This is a genomic window from Paenibacillus daejeonensis DSM 15491 (assembly GCF_000378385.1).
Taxonomy (GTDB): domain Bacteria; phylum Bacillota; class Bacilli; order Paenibacillales; family Paenibacillaceae; genus Paenibacillus_D; species Paenibacillus_D daejeonensis.
Genome location: NZ_KB899666.1, coordinates 305,442 through 323,523, shown reverse-complemented (window position 1 = coordinate 323,523; position 18,082 = coordinate 305,442). Strand labels below are relative to the sequence as shown.

At 54.7% G+C, this 18,082-nt stretch carries 13 protein-coding genes and 2 riboswitches; all 13 genes read left to right on the top strand.

What is annotated here, in order from left to right; all coding sequences use genetic code 11:
• Positions 1 to 113 precede the first annotated feature (113 nt).
• The 13 genes from F556_RS0121770 (at position 114) to purK (ending at position 18,080) form a co-directional block, all read left to right on the top strand.
• A complete protein-coding gene (locus F556_RS0121770) occupies positions 114 to 881 on the top strand; it encodes a sugar phosphate isomerase/epimerase family protein (protein ID WP_020619121.1) in 768 nt (255 codons plus the stop codon).
• Positions 882 to 931: 50 nt separating this feature from the next.
• Complete coding sequence (locus F556_RS0121765) at positions 932 to 1,951, top strand: Gfo/Idh/MocA family protein (protein WP_020619120.1); 1,020 nt, start codon at positions 932 to 934, stop codon at positions 1,949 to 1,951.
• Positions 1,952 to 2,053: 102 nt separating this feature from the next.
• Positions 2,054 to 2,938, top strand: a complete 885-nt coding sequence (locus tag F556_RS0121760; RefSeq protein WP_020619119.1) for a hypothetical protein — start codon at positions 2,054 to 2,056, stop codon at positions 2,936 to 2,938.
• Positions 2,939 to 3,107: 169 nt separating this feature from the next.
• Positions 3,108 to 3,207: riboswitch (purine riboswitch) on the top strand.
• Positions 3,208 to 3,463: 256 nt separating this feature from the next.
• Positions 3,464 to 4,855, top strand: a complete 1,392-nt coding sequence (locus F556_RS0121755; protein ID WP_020619118.1) for an NCS2 family permease — start codon at positions 3,464 to 3,466, stop codon at positions 4,853 to 4,855.
• 514 nt (positions 4,856 to 5,369) lie between these two features.
• Positions 5,370 to 6,263, top strand: a complete 894-nt coding sequence (locus F556_RS0121750; RefSeq protein WP_020619117.1) for an NUDIX hydrolase — start codon at positions 5,370 to 5,372, stop codon at positions 6,261 to 6,263.
• Positions 6,264 to 6,265: 2 nt separating this feature from the next.
• On the top strand, positions 6,266 to 6,832 hold the full coding sequence (locus F556_RS0121745) for a riboflavin biosynthesis intermediates N-glycosidase (protein WP_020619116.1): 567 nt from the start codon (positions 6,266 to 6,268) through the stop codon (positions 6,830 to 6,832).
• Positions 6,832 to 7,647, top strand: coding sequence for a TIGR02452 family protein (locus F556_RS0121740; RefSeq protein WP_040717526.1), 816 nt, complete (start codon positions 6,832 to 6,834; stop codon positions 7,645 to 7,647). The genes F556_RS0121745 and F556_RS0121740 overlap by 1 nt, the downstream gene beginning before the upstream one ends.
• Positions 7,648 to 7,823: 176 nt before the next feature.
• Positions 7,824 to 9,182, top strand: coding sequence for a magnesium transporter (gene mgtE, locus F556_RS0121735; protein WP_020619114.1), 1,359 nt, complete (start codon positions 7,824 to 7,826; stop codon positions 9,180 to 9,182).
• Between the two features lie 116 nt (positions 9,183 to 9,298).
• Entirely contained in the window at positions 9,299 to 11,698 is a 2,400-nt protein-coding gene (locus F556_RS34820) for a transglycosylase domain-containing protein (protein ID WP_020619113.1), read from the top strand.
• Between the two features lie 188 nt (positions 11,699 to 11,886).
• Positions 11,887 to 14,271 carry a transglycosylase domain-containing protein gene (locus tag F556_RS34810; protein WP_020619112.1) on the top strand — a complete coding sequence of 795 codons (2,385 nt, stop codon included), beginning with the start codon at positions 11,887 to 11,889 and terminating at the stop codon, positions 14,269 to 14,271.
• Between the two features lie 343 nt (positions 14,272 to 14,614).
• Positions 14,615 to 15,778: a PstS family phosphate ABC transporter substrate-binding protein gene (locus F556_RS0121720; RefSeq protein WP_020619111.1), complete on the top strand. Its 1,164-nt coding sequence runs from the start codon at positions 14,615 to 14,617 to the stop codon at positions 15,776 to 15,778.
• 304 nt (positions 15,779 to 16,082) lie between these two features.
• A riboswitch (purine riboswitch) is annotated at positions 16,083 to 16,184 on the top strand.
• Between the two features lie 226 nt (positions 16,185 to 16,410).
• A complete protein-coding gene (gene purE, locus F556_RS0121715; protein WP_020619110.1) occupies positions 16,411 to 16,896 on the top strand; it encodes a 5-(carboxyamino)imidazole ribonucleotide mutase in 486 nt (161 codons plus the stop codon).
• Positions 16,893 to 18,080: a 5-(carboxyamino)imidazole ribonucleotide synthase gene (purK, locus tag F556_RS0121710; protein WP_020619109.1), complete on the top strand. Its 1,188-nt coding sequence runs from the start codon at positions 16,893 to 16,895 to the stop codon at positions 18,078 to 18,080. Before purE ends, purK begins: the two co-directional genes overlap by 4 nt.
• The last annotated feature ends 2 nt before the right edge of the window (positions 18,081 to 18,082 follow it).

Sequence of the window (18,082 nt, the reverse complement as noted above, 5' to 3'; positions counted from 1 at the left end):
ATGGATTGCAATATTCCTATAATGGTTTCTAGTACAAACAAAGTGCGAGCTCAAAAAGGCCGGCAATGGACTTTCGAGCCCTCTTTAAAACTCAATAGTTAGGAAGTGCTACGATGAGCAAGATGGGAATCGGCTTGCAAATGTACACCGTACGTGAAGACGCGAATGCGGACATGGAAGGCACACTTCGCCAAATCGCTGAAATGGGCTATGAAGGCGTAGAATTCGCAGGCTATGCTGGTGTACCGGCAGAGCGCATGCGTGAAGTGCTGGATGAGTTGAACCTCAAGGCAATCGGAAGCCATGTCAGCCTGGATAACTTGATCAAAGATCTGCAAGGTGAAATCGCTTACTTGAAAACAATCGGCGCTTCGTACGCCATTATCCCTTATGTTGGCGAAGAGGTGCGCGAGAGCACGGAAACATGGCAGGCGCTGTTCGACCGTATGCGCTCCATCGCCCAGACCATGAAAGAAAATGGTCTGACGCTCTGCTACCATAACCATGCCTTCGAATTCGATCTGAAAATCGACGGCGAGTATGTGTTTGACGCTATGTACACCCAGATTGATGCCGACCTGCTGCAATGCGAGATGGACCTCGGTTGGGTTCAATATGCTGGTGAAGATCCATTGGCTTATATCGCCAAATATGCAGGCCGTCTGCCGCTGCTGCACCTTAAGGACTTCCGTGAAGGACCGAAGGATCAGCCGATCGACACCGTGGAACTGGGCGAAGGCGATCTGAGCCTGCTGCCAATTATCGAAGCCGCTGGCAAGGCGAAGGTCGAATGGATCATCGTCGAGCAAGACCGTTGTACCAATCCGCCGCTGGCGTCGGTGCGCACGAGCCGCGAGTGGCTCAAGGCTAACTACAACTAATTATCCGCAGGACGGATATCCTACCATCATTTAATAAAGGGGTTATCGCATTGAAAAAGATCAGAGTTGCTGTTATCGGCTGCGGGGCCATCGCCCAACGTAGACACATCCCGGAGTACGCTGCGAATCCAAATGTGGAGCTCATTGCCTTCGTTGATCCTAAGCTGGATCGTGCCAAGGAAATGGCCGAGCATTACGGAGCCAACGCTTATGACAATTACGAGGATATGCTGAAGGAAGAAAAGCCGGACGCAGTAAGCGTATGTACGCCGAACACGCTGCATGCCTCGCAATCCATCGCAGTTGCCAAGGCTGGCGCGCATGTCCTGGTTGAGAAGCCGATGGCAGTGACCGACGAAGAAGCGGAGCAGATGATTGCTGCAGCCAAGGAAGCAGGCGTTTATCTGATGGTTGGCCACAACCAGCGTTTGATGCCGCCTCACGTGAAGGCCAAGCAAATCCTGGACTCCGGTATCCTCGGCCGTGTGCTGACATTCCGTACGTCCTTTGGCCATCCTGGACCAGAAGGCTGGAGTCTGGATGGACGCGAGAGCTGGTTCTTCCGCAAGGAAGAGGCTGCACTGGGCGCTATGGGCGACCTGGGCGTGCACAAGTCTGACCTCATCCGTTGGTTGATCAATGATGAAGTCGCTTCGGTTACAGGCTTCATCGGCACCCTGGACAAGAAGGACACTGATATCGACGATAATGCCAACGTCGTGCTGCGCATGAAGAGTGGTGCGATCGGCTCCCTCGTGGCAAGCTGGACGTACTACAAGGGTGAAGATAACAGCACGGTGATCTGGTGCGAGAACGGCGTCCTCAAGATCGGTACCGATCCTGAAGATCAAGTCATCGTCGAGCTGCGCAACGGCTCCGTCGAGCGTCACAAAGTTGGCGCGATTGCGACCAATGAAGCGCAAACCACCAGCGGTGTGATCGACGAGTTTGTGAATGCGATCATCACTAAGACGCCACCGAGCATCTCCGGCGAAGAAGGTCGCAAATCGCTTGCCGTCATTCTGGCTGCATTTGAGTCCCAAGCGAACGGAACAATCGTTAACCTGTAAGCTTAATTAGCTAACATCCGGCTCTCGCCTTGCGGCGGGGGCCGGATTTTTTTTTGAAACCTTTCCCTTACTCATCCGTCTAACCTAGTGGAGGTGTTCATCATGAAGAAAACAAACCGAATTGTGCTGATGACAGCCACAGCCGTGCTGGCGGTATCACTGGCGGCCTGCGGAGGCAGTGCCAATCAGCCACTCGCACCAGGGAGCAATGTAGCGGATAACCAGAACAACCAAAACAATCAGAATGATCCTGGCAATCAGCCTGAAGAGGTACCGACAATCGAGGGGGTCGGCATCTACAAAGGACAGATCGATAATAATTCCATTGAAATCGAGACCGAGAACGGGCCAGAGGCATTCCGTCTGGGCGAGGGCATGGACGAGCTCGTGAATGAGCTTGAGGATGACGCTCGCGTAGCCTATACGTATGAAGAGCATCCGATTGAGGGCGACGATTCGCTCAAGCAGCTGGTATTGACCAAGCTGGAGCTGGCAGATGACGCTACAGGCGGCGCAGGCTCGGGCGACACGAGTGAACTCCCGGCTACCAAGACGCTTACTGTGACGGTGGAAGGCGTGGAGGAGGAGCGGGAAGCACAGCTGGAGACAGCAGAAGGCTACGCTCTGTATGTTCTTGACGTCCTGGATTTCGATGCGGCAGAGAACAAGCTGACGATGTCGGCCGATGAATCCCTGCAGGCGATTATTACCAAGCTGCCTTCGGATTATAATACCGATGAGCTGCGCCTAGAAGCCGAGGAGAAGCTCGCTGGAATTGGTAATGTAGAAGAGCTGGAAGGTGACCAAGCGATGACGGATGCGGTTCTTCATCTGAGCGCAGTCAATGAGGAACAGGCGAGCCAGTACATTGTCAAGGAAGTCGATGGCCAAGGCTATATTTTCGAGATCGAGACGGTGCCATCGGAAGCGTCGGAAGGCTTCGAGCCGGCTGTACACGCGACTCTTGATTCAATTGTAAATCAGTAATTCATACCTTTATCAGGACAGGGCTCTACCGCCGTCTCACCCGAGACAGGAGGTAGGGCTTGTTTTTGTGGTGGAGATTTCTGGACACTAGTTGACAAAAACAGCCACCCGTCTATAAAATGAATCTGGACAAGCAGAAGCGACACGGATTGACGTCGCTAGTAATGGATAACAAAAAAAGCATATTTTTCGTATAATTCCGGGAATCGGCCCGGAAGTCTCTACGAGGTCACCGTAATGATCTGGCTACGAAAATCGGCAATGGAACGGCGGCGCGAAGCCGCTCGCGCCGTTTGCTGTTGCCGTTTTGCGCGAACCTGGAAGAGATGCCTTGGAGACAAGGTTTCCTTGCAGGTTTTTTGTTAATTCTAAGTCATGAGCGTCCCTGGCGGTCAGACAGCTTAGAATTCTCCAGAATGAAACGAACGGTGTTCCAGCGTGGCGAGCCTCTTTGGCTCGGGTACACGCTTGGAAGGCAGTTGTTTCGACTTGCTTCACAACCTATTTTGGGGAGGAACAAAGAAAATGGAACGTTTCTTTCGTCTGAAGGAAAACGGAACAAATGTCAGAACGGAAATTATGGCGGGCTTGACGACCTTTATGACGATGGCTTACATCCTGGCCGTCAACCCGAGCATCCTCGAGCCGACTGGACTCAGTTGGCATGCAGTCTTCCTGGCCACCGCCCTCTCGGCGGGTATCTTCACCATCGCGATGGGATTGTTCGTTAACTTCCCGGTTGCGCTCGCACCGGGCATGGGCCTGAATGCGTATTTTGCTTCAGTCGTCTTGGCTTCCGCTGCGACAGGGACGCCGATTACGCCGGAGATGGCGCTCACCGCAGTCTTTATCTCGGGTCTGATCTTCATCCTGCTCACGATCACGCAGCTGCGGCAGATGCTGCTCGTCGCGGTGCCGGACAGTCTCAAGCATGCAATTACCGTCGGTATCGGGTTGTTCATTACCATCATCGGTCTCAAGAACAGTGGCTTGCTGAGCATCGCAGTTGAGACAACGGAGGATGTTCAGGCGGGTACCTTCACGAACCTGATGGGATTTGAATCGGTTATCCATATGGGCAGCTTGCATGATCAAGGCGTGCTGCTGACTGTACTGGGGATTCTGCTTATCGCGGTTATGATGGTCCTGCGGGTGCCAGGTGCGATTTTGTTCGGCATCGTGGCCACCACAATCGTTGCCATTCTGATCGGCAATGTTAATGTAAGCGACGCAGTGAGCGGGCAGAGCTGGGCGCCTGACTTTAGCGAGCTGAACTTCATGGCTTTTGACTTCGCTGGTGTCATTGAGGTCGGTCTGATTACCGTCATCCTGACATTTACATTCGTTGAGCTCTTCGATACCTTCGGCACGCTGGTTGGTACGGCCAACCGTGCGGGCATCATGAAAGACAAGGAGAAGGGCCGCAAGAAAGTCGGCAAAGCGATGTTCGTTGATGCGATCGGCGTCAGCGGCGGTGCCATGCTCGGTACCAGTACCGTAACTGCCTATGTGGAGAGCTCGTCCGGGATCGCTCAGGGCGGCCGCACAGGTCTGACTGCTGTTACGACTGGCGCGTGTTTCTTGCTCGCGTTGTTCCTCTCCCCGCTGATTGCACTTGTACCTGGTTCGGCGACAGCAGCGGCGCTGATCGTGGTCGGCGTCCTGATGATGCAATCGGTCAAAGAGATTGATTTCTCGGATATGGTTCATGCGGTACCAGCTTTCCTGACGATTACGCTGATGCCTTTCACGTACAACATCGCGAACGGTATCTCGTTCGGTATCGTGTTCTACGTTGTGTTGGCCGTCGTTGCCAACCTGAGCGGCAAAGCCAAGGAGAAATACAACGTGCACTGGCTGATGTGGGTCCTCGCGATTCTCATCGTGGCGCGTTACCTGTTCATGGACGGGCATTAAGGGTTTTAGGAAATTGGCGAGCGTTAGCGGCCCTCGCCCCGGAAGTTTGTTACTTTAAAGAACCAGGAGTGCATTTGCGCTCTTGGTTTTTTTGCATACACCCATACATCCTAATTGCAGCCATCTAAGCGGGCCATCTGAGCGGTCGGCAGGGCCATTTTTACGCTGTAACGGACACCAGCGCAGGTATTGAGGTCCAAATCGAGGGTTTTACATTCTAACGGACATGAGCGCACTTATTTAAGCATTTTCGTGTGCATGGCGCCCATTTTCGCGCAAATAACTGCGTGGGTGGCCGTTAGGTTGGCGGAGGTGTGTTTAGTGCTGTAATAAGCGCCGTGGTGGCCGTTAGCGCGAGGAAGTCGTGCAAGGGAGAGGCAGGTGTGGTGGCGGTGGACGGTCTCTAGCTATGGCAGGCTGATTACTTTGTCACTTGACGAATTCTTCCATTTGGATTATGTTAGTATTATGTTGATAATAACAATGTGTTACGAACTTGATCGGGGGCAGGCAAGTGGAACGAAGGGATCGCAGCGGGTTGACGGAACAGGAGTTTCTGGCAGACTACCGTGCGGGGGATTATGAACGGCCGTCGGTCGCGGCGGATATGGTTATTTTTACAGTGATGGAGAGGGAGCAGGATAATTATCGCAAGTTGTCCGGCAAGGAGCTGCGTGTGCTGCTCATTCAGCGTGGGGGGCATCCGTATCTTGGTGCATGGGCGCTACCAGGCGGGTTCGTGCGTCCCTATGAGACGACAGAGCAAGCGGCGCAGCGGGAATTACAGGAGGAGACGGGCGTGGACCAGGTGTACCTGGAGCAGCTCTATACCTTCAGTGATCTTGGCCGCGATCCTCGGACCTGGGTGATGAGCTGTGCCTATATGGCGCTGATTGACAGCACCAAGGTCAAGCTTCAAGCCGGAGATGACGCTGCAGAAGCGGCATGGTTTCGTTTTTCCTATCGTCTGCTGCGGGAGAGTAAGGAAATGCTGGAGGATGGCTATGTACAGACGCACCAGTATGAGCTGACATTGGAAGGTGAGAGTACGACGCTATCAGCGGTTGTAGAACGGCGCAGGACGGTAACAGGGGAGGCGACATCTTCTACTTTTGCGATCCTGAGCAATGAGGGGTTGGCCTTTGATCACGCCAAGATTCTTGCTTATGCTATAGAGCGTCTGCGCGGGAAAATTGATTATACCGACCTCGCTCTGCATTTGATGCCCCGTTTATTTACGCTGACCGAGCTGCAGCAGGTGTATGAGGTGATTTTGGACAAAGAGCTGCTGAAGGCGGCTTTTCGGCGCAAGGTGGGTCACCTTGTCGAGAAGACCGATCACTATACCGAGCATGGCGGACACCGGCCGTCCCGGCTGTACCGAAGACATTGGGAGGGGGAGGTATAACGATGAATCCATACAATTGGGAGCAGCTGAAAACGGCTGTTAGTGCAGGGCGAGCTTTCCAATACCTGATGTTTTGGGGGCATACGCCGAGGCCAGACGGAAAACTGGACGTCAGTTGTTTCAGTCAGTGGTGGGGGAGCGAATTCATGGTGGACGGAAAGCATTACAGCTGTGCCGAGCAGTACATGATGGCCGAGAAAGCCAGACTTTTTGGCGACAAGCAGGCAGAGCAAGCAATCATGGAAGCTACCCATCCCAAACAGATGAAGCAATTGGGCCGGTCAGTCACACCATTTGACTCTGCGAAGTGGGACAGTCACAGCTATGCCATCGTCAAGCGAGGTACGTATGTGAAGTTTAAGCAAAACCCTGACCTATGGGAAGTTCTGAAGGCAACGGCCGGTCAAATGTTGGAGGAAGCAAGTCCGGTTGATACGGTATGGGGAATTGGTTTGGCTCAGGACCATCCTGATGCTTCCAATCCACTTCACTGGAGGGGTGAGAATCGCCTCGGATTTGCTCTTACAGAGGTAAGAGATCATGTATTGGAGAAAGGTTGGGTTGAATGATGAACCGCAAAGCCATCGCCGAAGAAACGGTCCGGATTATGCGGCAGGGGCAATACAGCATCAACGGGCAGACCGTGGATATTGCACTGGCCCAACGCCAGGCGGAGGAGAACAGCCGCCTGTTCACTCCGGCTGAGGGCGCTAAGATTTTGAATCGCATTGTGCCGCCTACCGAGGGAGCACTCCCCAAGCCAACAGTTGCCAATGAGCCGACGGTGAAGGCAATCCTGGATTTTGACCGCGCCGGGTTAACGGATATTGGTGTACTTAATTTTGCCAGTGCGCGCAATCCAGGCGGCGGTTTCCTGAACGGGGCCATGGCCCAAGAGGAAAGTCTGGCCGCTTCCAGCGGCCTCTATGGGACGCAATTGCGCCATGAACGCTATTACACTGCCAATCGCGAATGTGCCTCCATGATGTATACCGATCATGCCATCTACTCGCCGGAGGTGCCCTTTTATCGAAATGCCCGTTTTGAGCTGCTGAAGCAGCCAGTCACAGCGTCAGTATTGACCTTACCTGCCGTAAACTATGGCCAAGTGCTCAAAAAAGGTGAAGACCCCCGCAAGGCTAACGCCGTCATGCGAGAGCGGATGCGTCTCTCATTGGCTATCTTCGCCGAATGTGGAGCCAGGCAACTGATACTGGGTGCGTACGGATGTGGGGTGTTCGGCAACGATCCGGTGCAGATTGCAAAATGGTGGCGCGAGCTGCTAGTGGATGAAGGCTATGGTCGCTTGTTTGTGCGCATTCATCATGCGGTCCTGGATTCTTCCAGGGATGACCGCTGCATCCGCGCATTTACTTCGTCATGAGGGATACAAATCGGCTTCCTCAGAGACCTTTTTAAATTGTTGATGATTGTTTGGTAAAGCAGGGTGATTGTTGGGTTAAGTATGGTATATACTAATGGGATGGAAAACCAGGTGCTGGGGCATGTAGAGCCTCCGCACTGTTTTCGGTTGATCCGGGATTGGAGGTTGAAATCGTCATGTTTGAAAATTTTACCACCGAGCAATTAATTGTTCATACGAATCTGATTCTAAGCAGTAAGCGCAATGATGAGTTTCAACGTCTGATCGAAGATATTCATCCATTTGACCTGGCAGAGCTGTACCGGGGTATTGAAGAAGAGTTGAGACCGTCGTTCCTGGAGCCGTTGGTGACGCAGGTGCTCACAGACATGATTCAGGAGCTGAATACCGAGGAGCAGAACGAAGCGTTCCACCTGATCGGTCCCCAGCGTACAGCTGAAGTCATGGATGAAATGGATAATGATGATCTCGCGGCCTTTCTCGATTCCTTGACCGATGAAGAGCGGGATGAGTTTCTCTCGTCCATGGACGTGCTCGAATCCGGTGCGGTCCGCAAGCTGATGACGTATCCGCCAGAGACGGCGGGTCGGATTATGACCAATCGGTATGTGTGGATTCCGGAGCATTACACGGTAAGGCAAGCAACCGAGAAAATTCGTGATTTTGCAAAAATCTCCGAAACGATCAGTTATCTCTACATTATCGACGAAGCCAAAAAGCTGCTCGGCGTCGTGTCCTACCGCGATATCATTCTCGCCACGCCAGATGAGAGGATGAGCGACATTATGAGCTCACGCGTCATCTCTGTCCATGTTGGAATGGACCAGGAGCATGTCGCTGACGTCATTCGGGACTATGACTTCACGGCCGTGCCGGTTGTGGATGATCATGATGTGCTGATCGGCATTATCACGGTCGATGACATTATTGATATCGTCATCCAGGAAGCCAATGAAGATATTCAGAAGCTCTCCGGTAGTGGCAAGGACATTGATTTCAATACCAAAGCACATGTCGCAGCTGGACGCCGGATTCCGTGGCTGATCCTGCTGCTGTTCATTGGTCTGGTCTCCGGTACGATCATCAGTACGTTTGAGGATACACTCGACCAGATTGTGGCGCTGACGTTTTTCATGCCGATGATTGCGGGGATGACGGGGAACACCGGTACGCAGTCCCTCGCGGTTGTTGTCCGTGGATTGATCAGCCGCAAGCTGACTGCGCAGGAGGTTTTTGGATTAGTCAGGCGCGAGCTGATGGTTGGCGTCATGATCGGACTCACGTGCGGCATCCTGATTACGTTCCTGATTTATCTGTGGCAGGGCAATATTATGCTTGGTTTTGTCGTGGGTCTCTCGCTCATCTGTACGCTCATTATCGGGACGATGGCCGGTACGATTATCCCGTTGATCCTGAACAAATTGGGGGTAGACCCGGCTGTTGCCTCTGGCCCGCTCATTACGACACTCAATGACGTATTGTCGCTGTTTATCTATTTCGGTATTGCTACCATGTTTATTTCCTACTTGGTTTAACAGGATTTACCGCTTGTTTGAACCTTCCTTCTGCCGTTTAATATCGGGGTAGATTGTACAGAAACCGTACTTGAACAACGAACGGTATAAGTGCAGTACCTGAAGGGAGAGTCACCATGCTGAAAACTTGGAAATTCTGGCGCAACACCCTAGTCGCAGTGGCTATGATGGCCGTAGCTATGTTTGGCGCGGCTTCGGTGTGGATTAATGGCCAAAACATCGATCGGTTGGAGGACCCGCTACCGGAGCCGTCCCTGATCTTCGATGTGAACGGCGAGCCGGCGTCCCAGCTTTCGGGAGCGCAGATGGTACCGATATCGATTGAAGATATGTCGCAGTCCCTGCTGGATGCGATCGTTGCCGTCGAGGACCAACGATTCTGGGATCATAGCGGGGTTGATGCCAGCGCAATGGCGCGGGCGTTTTTTAGAAATACACAGGCAGGCGGCGTGGTCGAAGGCGCCAGCACCATTACCCAGCAATTGGCTAAAAATCTGTTTCTCAGCTCGGAGCAGACGTACGACCGTAAGCTGAGGGAAGTGGCACTCGCGATCAAGATCGACCAAACCTATGATAAACGTGAGATTCTGGAGATGTATTTGAATCAGATCTACTTCGGTGAGGGGGCCTGGGGCGTACAGCAAGCCTCGTTAACGTACTTTGGCACGGATGCTTCCGAGCTGACGCTCGCCCAGTCTGCGCTGCTGGCTGCGCTCCCCAAGGCGCCGTCGAATTACTCGCCATTCGTAGATATGGAGAGGGCCGTACAGCGTCGCAATCTCGTGCTCTCGCTCATGCAACAGCAGGGCAAGATTACCGAGCAGGAGATGCAGCAAGCGCAAGCCGAAGACATTGTCCTCAATGAAGGATCGCCCAATGAACTTAGCGGGCAATACATGTCATATGTCAATCATGTAATCGCCGAGGCTGAGGCCATGTACGGGTTGACGGAGGACGAAATGCTGCGGGGCGGTTACCGGATCTACACGAATCTGGACCCCAAGGTGCAGGAATCGATGGAGGCGGTATATCAGGAGGAAACGTTGTTCCCGGAGAGTCCGGATGACATCATCGTTCAAAGCGGTGCTGTCCTTCTCGACCCGCAGACAGGCGGCATCCGGGGCATTGTTGGCCGCCGGGGGGATCCGGTGTTCCGGGGCTTCAACTATGCAACTCAGCTGAAGCGCCAGCCGGGCTCGGCCTTCAAGCCGATTGCCGTCTATGCACCTGCTTTGGAGGCAGGCTACACCCCTTCTTCCGAGTTAGAGGATATCGAGATGGATTTTGACGGCTATACGCCGCGCAACTCGGACCGGCGCACGCGTGGCACCGTCACGCTGGAGCAAGCGGTGGAATGGTCGTACAATATTCCGGCGGTCTGGCTGCTCGATGAGATGGGCATCGACAAAGGGCTGGAGTATATTCATCGTCTTGGCATCCCAACGACCGACCGGGACGTCAACCTGAGTCTGGCCCTGGGCGGACTGGACCAGGGGGTTTCACCTCTGCAGATGGCGTCTGCTTATAGTGCTTTTGCCAATGAAGGAAAACGGACAACGCCACACGCGATTACGCGGATCGAGCACAAGGACGGCTCGGTAGTCGCCGAAGCGGATGTGGAGCAAGAGCAAGTGCTCCAGCCGCAAACGGCGTATATGATGACAGAGCTGCTGCAAGGCGTCGTCGAGGACGGCACCGGAAAAAAAGCCGATCTGGATCGGCCAACGGCTGGCAAAACAGGCACGACTCAGCTGCCGGACCTGCCAGAGTTCGAAGGCTTGAACGGGACCCGGGATGCTTGGTTCGTTGGCTATACGCCAGATCTGGTCGCGGCTGTATGGATGGGCTATGACAAAACAGATGCCGAGCATTACATGACCACTTCCGGCGGGGACTTCCCGGCCCGGGTGTTCCAGGCCCTGATGAGTCGGGCACTGGACGGTGTACCGGTGAGCGAATTCACCGTCTCCGAGGAGTATGAAAAGCTGAAGCGAGAGGCCGAGCGCAAGGCGCGCGATGAGCGCAAACGTCGTGAGGCTGAGCAGAAACGCGAAGAGCGCGAGCAGCGTGAGCAGCAAAAGCAGGAAGAAAAACGCCGGGAGGCGGAGGAAAAGCGCCAGCGGGAAGAACAGGAGCGTCTCGAACGCGAGCAGGAAGAGCAACAACGTGAGCAAGAGGAGCAAGAGCGCGAACAGGAAGAGCAAGAGCAGGAAGAGCAAGAAGAGGATCGCAAAGAGCGGGAGAAGCGCGAACGAGAAGAGCGCAAGGAGCGTGAGCGCCAAGAGCGGGAAGAGCGCGTCGAACGCGAACGCGAGGAACGTGAACAGCGCCGCGAGGAACGAGAGAGGGAGCGAGAGAGTGGGCGTGAGCAACAGGAGCAGCCGGTGCAGGAGGAGAGCCAAGCTTCCACCAGCAGCACCCAGGTCGGCGCCTCCACTCATTCGAACGAACCCGTAAGCACGCCACCCGAGGAGCCGCAGCCTGACAATGGCTCCGCTACAAACGCTGCGGAATAGTGAAGGCTGAGTGGGAGAGCTGCTTCTGCGATGCAATATAACACACGGTTGGGCCGTCAAGAGGCGGCCTGGCCGTGTTTTTTTGTGTTTGTTGTGAATCAATTTTTGGCAGTTCATGCGACTTTTCAGAGGTTTGAGTCGTATAATAGCTAGACAGAATGTACTTGGGGCAGGGGGGATACGGCACCATGTGGAAAACCTGGAAGTTCTGGCGCCACGCCAGCAAGATGAGATCGTGGAAATTCTGGCGCATCGGCAGTATGTTGAGAACGTGGAAATTCTGGCGCAACACAGGCATCGGTTTTGGAGCGGTGCTGGTTGTGTTTTTTGTGGCCGCAGCGATATGGATTAATGGACAAGATATTGATCGACTCGAGGATCCGTTGCCGGAGCCGACGTTGATTCTTGATGTGAGAGGGGAACCGGCATCGCAGCTTGCAGCTACACGGCTGATCCCAATTGCGTTGGAGGATATGCCAAAGGCACTGCAAGAAGCCGTCGTTGCTGTTGAGGACCAGAGGTTCTACAAGCATGGTGGTATCGATCTCAATGGGATGGCCCGGGCTTTTATGCGTAATGCCCAGGCGGGCGGTGTCGTTGAGGGAGCGAGTACGATCACCCAGCAGCTGGCCAAAAACCTCTTTTTGAATGCGGAGCGGACCTACGATCGAAAGCTGAAGGAAGTTGCGCTGGCCATAAAAATTGACCGGACTTATAGCAAAGATAAGATATTAGAAATGTACTTAAACCAGATTTATTTTGGTGAAGGGGCCTGGGGCGTGCAGCAGGCGTCCCGCACGTATTTTGGCAAGGATGCGTCGGAGTTGACGCTGGCCGAATCGGCTATGCTGGCGGCGCTGCCGAAGGCGCCTTCGCACTATTCGCCTTTTGTAGACAGGGAAAAGGCACTCAAGCGCCGCAACTTGGTACTGACGCTTATGCAGCAGCAAGGCAAGATTACGGAGCAGGAGATGAAGCAGGCACAGAATGAGGTGCTCGATCTGAATGAGGGTTCACCGAATGAGCTGGCGGGTCAATACCTCTCCTATGTCAACCATGCCATCTCGGAAGCCGAAGCCTTGTACGGACTAACAGAGGATGACCTGCTTCGCGGGGGATACCGCATCTATACCAATCTCGATCCCAAGGTGCAGCAGGCCATGGAGGACGTATACACGGAGGAAGAATTATTCCCGGCCAGCCCGGACGAGACGATTGTCCAGAGCGGTGCTGTCATGCTCGATCCCCAGACCGGTGGAATCCGGGGGATCGTAGGACGGCGCGGCGATCCTGTGTTCCGCGGGTATAACTATGCGACACAGCTCAAACGTCAGCCGGGCTCGGCATTCAAACCAATCGCTGTCTATGCTCCTGCGCTGGAGGCGGGCTACACGCCGTACTCCCGGCTGGAAGACAAAGAGATGGATTTTGAAGGCTATCAGCCACGCAACGCGGACCGTCGGACACGTGGCGCGGTCACGCTGGAGCAAGCAGTAGAGAGCTCATATAATATACCTGCGGTATGGCTGCTTAACGAGGTAGGCGTGTCTACAGGACTGGAGTATATCCACCGTCTCGGTATCCCGACCACGGACAGCGACCGCAGTCTCAGTCTTGCACTTGGCGGGATGAACGAGGGGGTCTCGCCGCTGCAGATGGCTAGTGCATACAGCGCGTTTGCTAATGAAGGCAAGCTGACTACGCCACATGCGATTACGCGGATTGAGCGCAAGGATGGCTCCGTCGTAGCCGAAGCCAAGGTGGAGGAGCGCCAGGTACTGGGGGCCGAGACCGCCTATATGATGACGGAAATGTTGCAGGGCGTCGTGGACGAAGGCACTGGCAAGAAAGCGAAGCTCACGCGCCCGGCTGCAGGCAAGACGGGGACGACCCAGCTTCCTGACTTGCCGGAGTTCAAAGGCTTGAGCGGTTCACGGGATACCTGGTTTGTGGGCTATACGCCGGAGCTGGTGGCCGCAATCTGGATGGGCTATGACAAAACGGATGCTCAGCACTATCTGACTAGCTCTGGCGGGGATTTCCCGGCGCAGGTGTTCCAGGCGATGATGACACGCGCCCTGGATGGCGAACCGGTGCAGGAGTTCACGGTGTCGGAGGCTTATGCAGAAGAACAGCGCAAAGCAAGATTCCGCGCAACCTGGGAGCGCAAGCTGGTCGAGTGGGAGCATGACCGCTTCGAGAAGCAACTGGAACGCGAGGAGAAGGCCAAGCAACGGGAAGAAGAACGTCGCATCAAGGCGGAGGAGCGCCGCGAACGCGAAGAACAGAAGCGGCTGGAGCGCGAGCAGAAAAAGCTGGAGCGTGAGCAAGCTAAGAAGGCTCGTGAGCAGGAGCGTAAGGAAAAAGCGGAGCAGCGGGAGCGCGAGCGGGCAGAGCGGGACGCGGAGAAAGCCCGCGAGCGTGAGGAACGAGAGGCGCAGAAGGAGCAAGACCGCCTCGAACGTGAGGCCCGCGACGAACAGAAACGCCAGGACCGCGAACGCCTGCGCGAGCAGCTGGAGCGCGAGTCCGGCGAGGATGTTTTGGCTGGACAGGCTCCAGCCGCGGGTTGAGCGCCGCTGCAACTGATGCCGGATCGTGAAGGCTGATGGTTAATGTGAATTGTAGTGCAGGCTGTCGAGATTTTCTCGACAGCCTGTTTCTTTTTTCGCTCGCGGGCACCAAGTGACAATATGGACATGAGCAACCAAGGGCAAAATGTTACTTGAATCGCAGGAAAGTAGGGAGCCGGAGTCAACCAAGGGCAAAAAGTTATTTGGATCGCAGCGACAGCAAAGTAGGGACACGGTGGCAACGGCCTGCCTAGGCAAGGTACCAGGCAAATCTGGTACTCTACACGTCCTTCAAGGGCACGTATAATATCCCCAGAGAGAGAAAAAAGGGGGGATTTACCACATGAAGCATCGTCAACTAATGAAGGTTGGGTTGGCAGCACTGTTGATTCCGGTTATTCTACTGACTGGCCTGGTGGGGATGGTGATCTCTTCGCTGCATGGCGGAGATCGATTCTACACACCATTGGTAGCCGCAGCGGCGGTGGTTGTGATCGCTTTTCTGATTGTGCTGCTGTTCACCCGAATCCAGCCACGCAAGACATGGCTTGGCCTCACGGGCTTTATTCTGCTCTTTGGCGTAGCGATTGGTGTATATGAGATCAATCGTGCGTATCATAATAGCTTTGCCCGGGTAGACCAGGGCGTGGACCTGTATGCGTACCAGCCTTTTCAGGAAGGGAGCAAGGCGGTCCATCTGGAGGATTCAGCGACGTTGCGATTAGAGGGGGACCTCCCGCGTCTGGACGGAGCTACGGCGTTGTACCCGCTCTATGCTGCATTTGCCCAGGCGGTCTATCCAGAGGGGGAGTATGAGGTGTATGGGAGCGAAGTGCAATCGAGCAACACCGTCTACGCCTACGCAAGTCTGATCAAGGGCGAGACGGATATTGTGTTCGCAGCGCATCCTTCCCAGGAGCAGATGGATGAAGCCAAGGCGGCTGGCAAAGAGCTGAAGCTGACGCCAATCGGCCGGGAGGCCTTCGTCTTTTTTGTCCAGGCGGATAATCCGATTCAAGGGTTGACGCTTCAGGATATTAGAGACATCTACGCAGGGCGGGTCACGAATTGGTGGGAGGTCGGCGGCAAAAACTCGCCGATCCGGGCATTCCAGCGTCCGGAAGGCAGCGGAAGTCAGACAGCGCTGCAGCGGCTGATGGAAGGTGAAACGCTCATGACACCTCCCAAAGAAGATGTTGCGGCAGGCATGGGCGGCATTATTGAGCAGACGGCGGATTACCGCAATTATCCCAATGCGCTGGGATATTCGTTCCGTTATTTTGCCACGGAGATGGTTAACAACGGCGAAATCCGCTTGCTGTCGATTGACGGCGTATATCCGAATCGGGAGACGATCGCCAGCGGCGAGTATCCACTCACCTCTGAATTCTATGCTGTAACGACAGATACCGAACATCCCCAAGTGGAACCGTTCATCGCGTGGATCCTGTCAGACCAGGGACAAGAAATTATTCAGCGGACTGGGTATAACCCATTGAACAGATAGGAATAGTAAAAATTCATTGGTGGAGTCAGGGTTTTGCATTGTAAGGGCATTCTTCCGATAAGAAGACCAGATGTGCAGCGAAGCTAACATGAATTGGCAAGGTTCAACAAAATCATTGCAAATAACACGAATGATACCTCCTATATTAGAGGTTAATGTTCGTGTTTTTTCGTTGACAAGGTACGTAAGGATTGATACACTAGAGAAGGTTATTTAAGGTGAAACGGCTGTCGCATTTTTGGCGGCGTGATTGTCGACTGATGTTAAACCAAGCCTTTTGTCATGCTCTGAGTGGAACGGCATAACAAGCTTGGATGTGAAGTCTCGTATATTATCGGGAATACGGCCCGATCGTCTCTACCCGAGAACCCTAAATTTTCGGACTACGAGCCTGGAATAGGAAGAGGTTGTCCCATAGCTGGGGCAGCCTTCTGCTGTCTTTTGGCGCAACGCTCTTCGCACGTCTCCAGACGACGAAGCCCGTTGCTGTCCTGGCACGTCTTCCTTAACTACGCTACTAGTCCCGCAGCTCGCTCTATCGTCGCAGCTTCCGGGCTTTTTGAGGTTTATGGATGATTTGGCAGCAGGCGGGTCAGTGCACTCTATATTATGATAAAAGGTGGGTTTTACTTATGTCTGCTAAGGTAGGCGTCATTATGGGCAGCAAGTCCGACTGGGACACGATGAAATTGGCCTGTGACGTACTGGAGGAGCTTCAGATTCCTTACGAGAAAAAAGTCGTCTCGGCGCATCGTACGCCGGATCTGATGTTCGAATATGCGGAATCGGCGGCAGAGCGCGGTCTGAAGGTCATTATTGCAGGCGCGGGCGGTGCTGCTCACTTACCCGGCATGGTAGCTGCAAAGACCCCGTTGCCGGTTATTGGCGTGCCCGTGAAGTCATCCAACCTTAGCGGTATGGATTCGCTGCTCTCTATTGTACAAATGCCTGCAGGCATTCCTGTGGCGACAGTAGCGATCGGCAACGCTGGCGGCTCAAATGCAGGATTGCTGGCAGCACAGATGCTCGGCGCATTTGATCCGGAAGTGCAACAGCGCGTCGTTGCCCGGCGCGAGAAGATCGCCGCTCAGGTTATCGAAAGCAGCGACACGCTATGAGTGAGGCACACAAGCCACAAGCGGCGAATTCAGCCGGGACACAGACGATTCTGCCCGGATCCACAATTGGCATTCTTGGCGGTGGACAGCTTGGCCGGATGATGGCCCATGCGGGTAGCCGGCTGGGCTATCGGTTTGTTGCCCTTGACCCGACGGAGGATGCGCCAACCGGCCAAGTGGCCGGACAGATCGTTGCCGCTTATGATGACCGCGAGGCGGCTCGCGAGCTCGCCAAGCGTTCGGACGTCATCACGTATGAGTTCGAGAATGTCGATGCTGGCGTAGCAGCGATGCTGATGGAGGAGTCTTACGTGCCTCAGGGCAGCGAGCTGCTCTACACGACGCAGCACCGGCTGCGCGAGAAGCGGGCGATCGAAGCGGCTGGCGTTCCCGTCGCACCGTATGCAGCAGTGAACAGCGAGGCTGATCTGCGCGAAGCCGTAGCCAAGCTTGGTGTTCCAAGCGTACTGAAGACCGTCACTGGCGGCTACGATGGCAAGGGGCAATGGGTACTGCGCAGCGAGGATGAGATTGCAGAAGCGTTTGAGGCGCTGGGCGGCGGCAAGATGGAGCTGGTGCTGGAGCAGTTCATCCGCTTCGATATGGAGATCTCCGTCATTGCCGCACGCAGCCCGCAGGGAGAGGTAGCCACCTTCCTGCCAGCGGAGAACGTCCATGTCGACAATATCCTGCACTTGTCCATTGTACCGGCAAGAATTCCGGATGCAGTCGCCTCGGAGGCAGAGGCGCTGGCCCGCCGGATTGCAGAGGCACTTGGCGTAGTGGGGCTTATCGCTGTCGAGCTGTTCCTGGCAGGCGGCCAGCTCTATGTCAATGAACTCGCGCCCCGGCCGCACAACAGCGGACATTATACGATGGAGGCATGCCGGACGTCGCAGTTCGAGCAGCATGTCCGGGCCATCTGCAACCTGCCGCTGGGCGGCACGGAGCTGCTGACGCCAGTGGTCATGGTCAATGTGCTGGGCGAGCATGTCGCGCCGCTGCTGGAGCGTATGGCTGAGCACGACGAGGCTGCTGAACGGTTGGGCGTTGAGCCCAAGGTTCACTTGTACGGCAAGCACGAAGCAAAGCATAAACGCAAAATGGGGCACGTCAATGTGTTGGCGGCCGATACGGAATCGGCGCTGGCATGGATTTCCGAAACGAACATATGGAGGGCATAAAG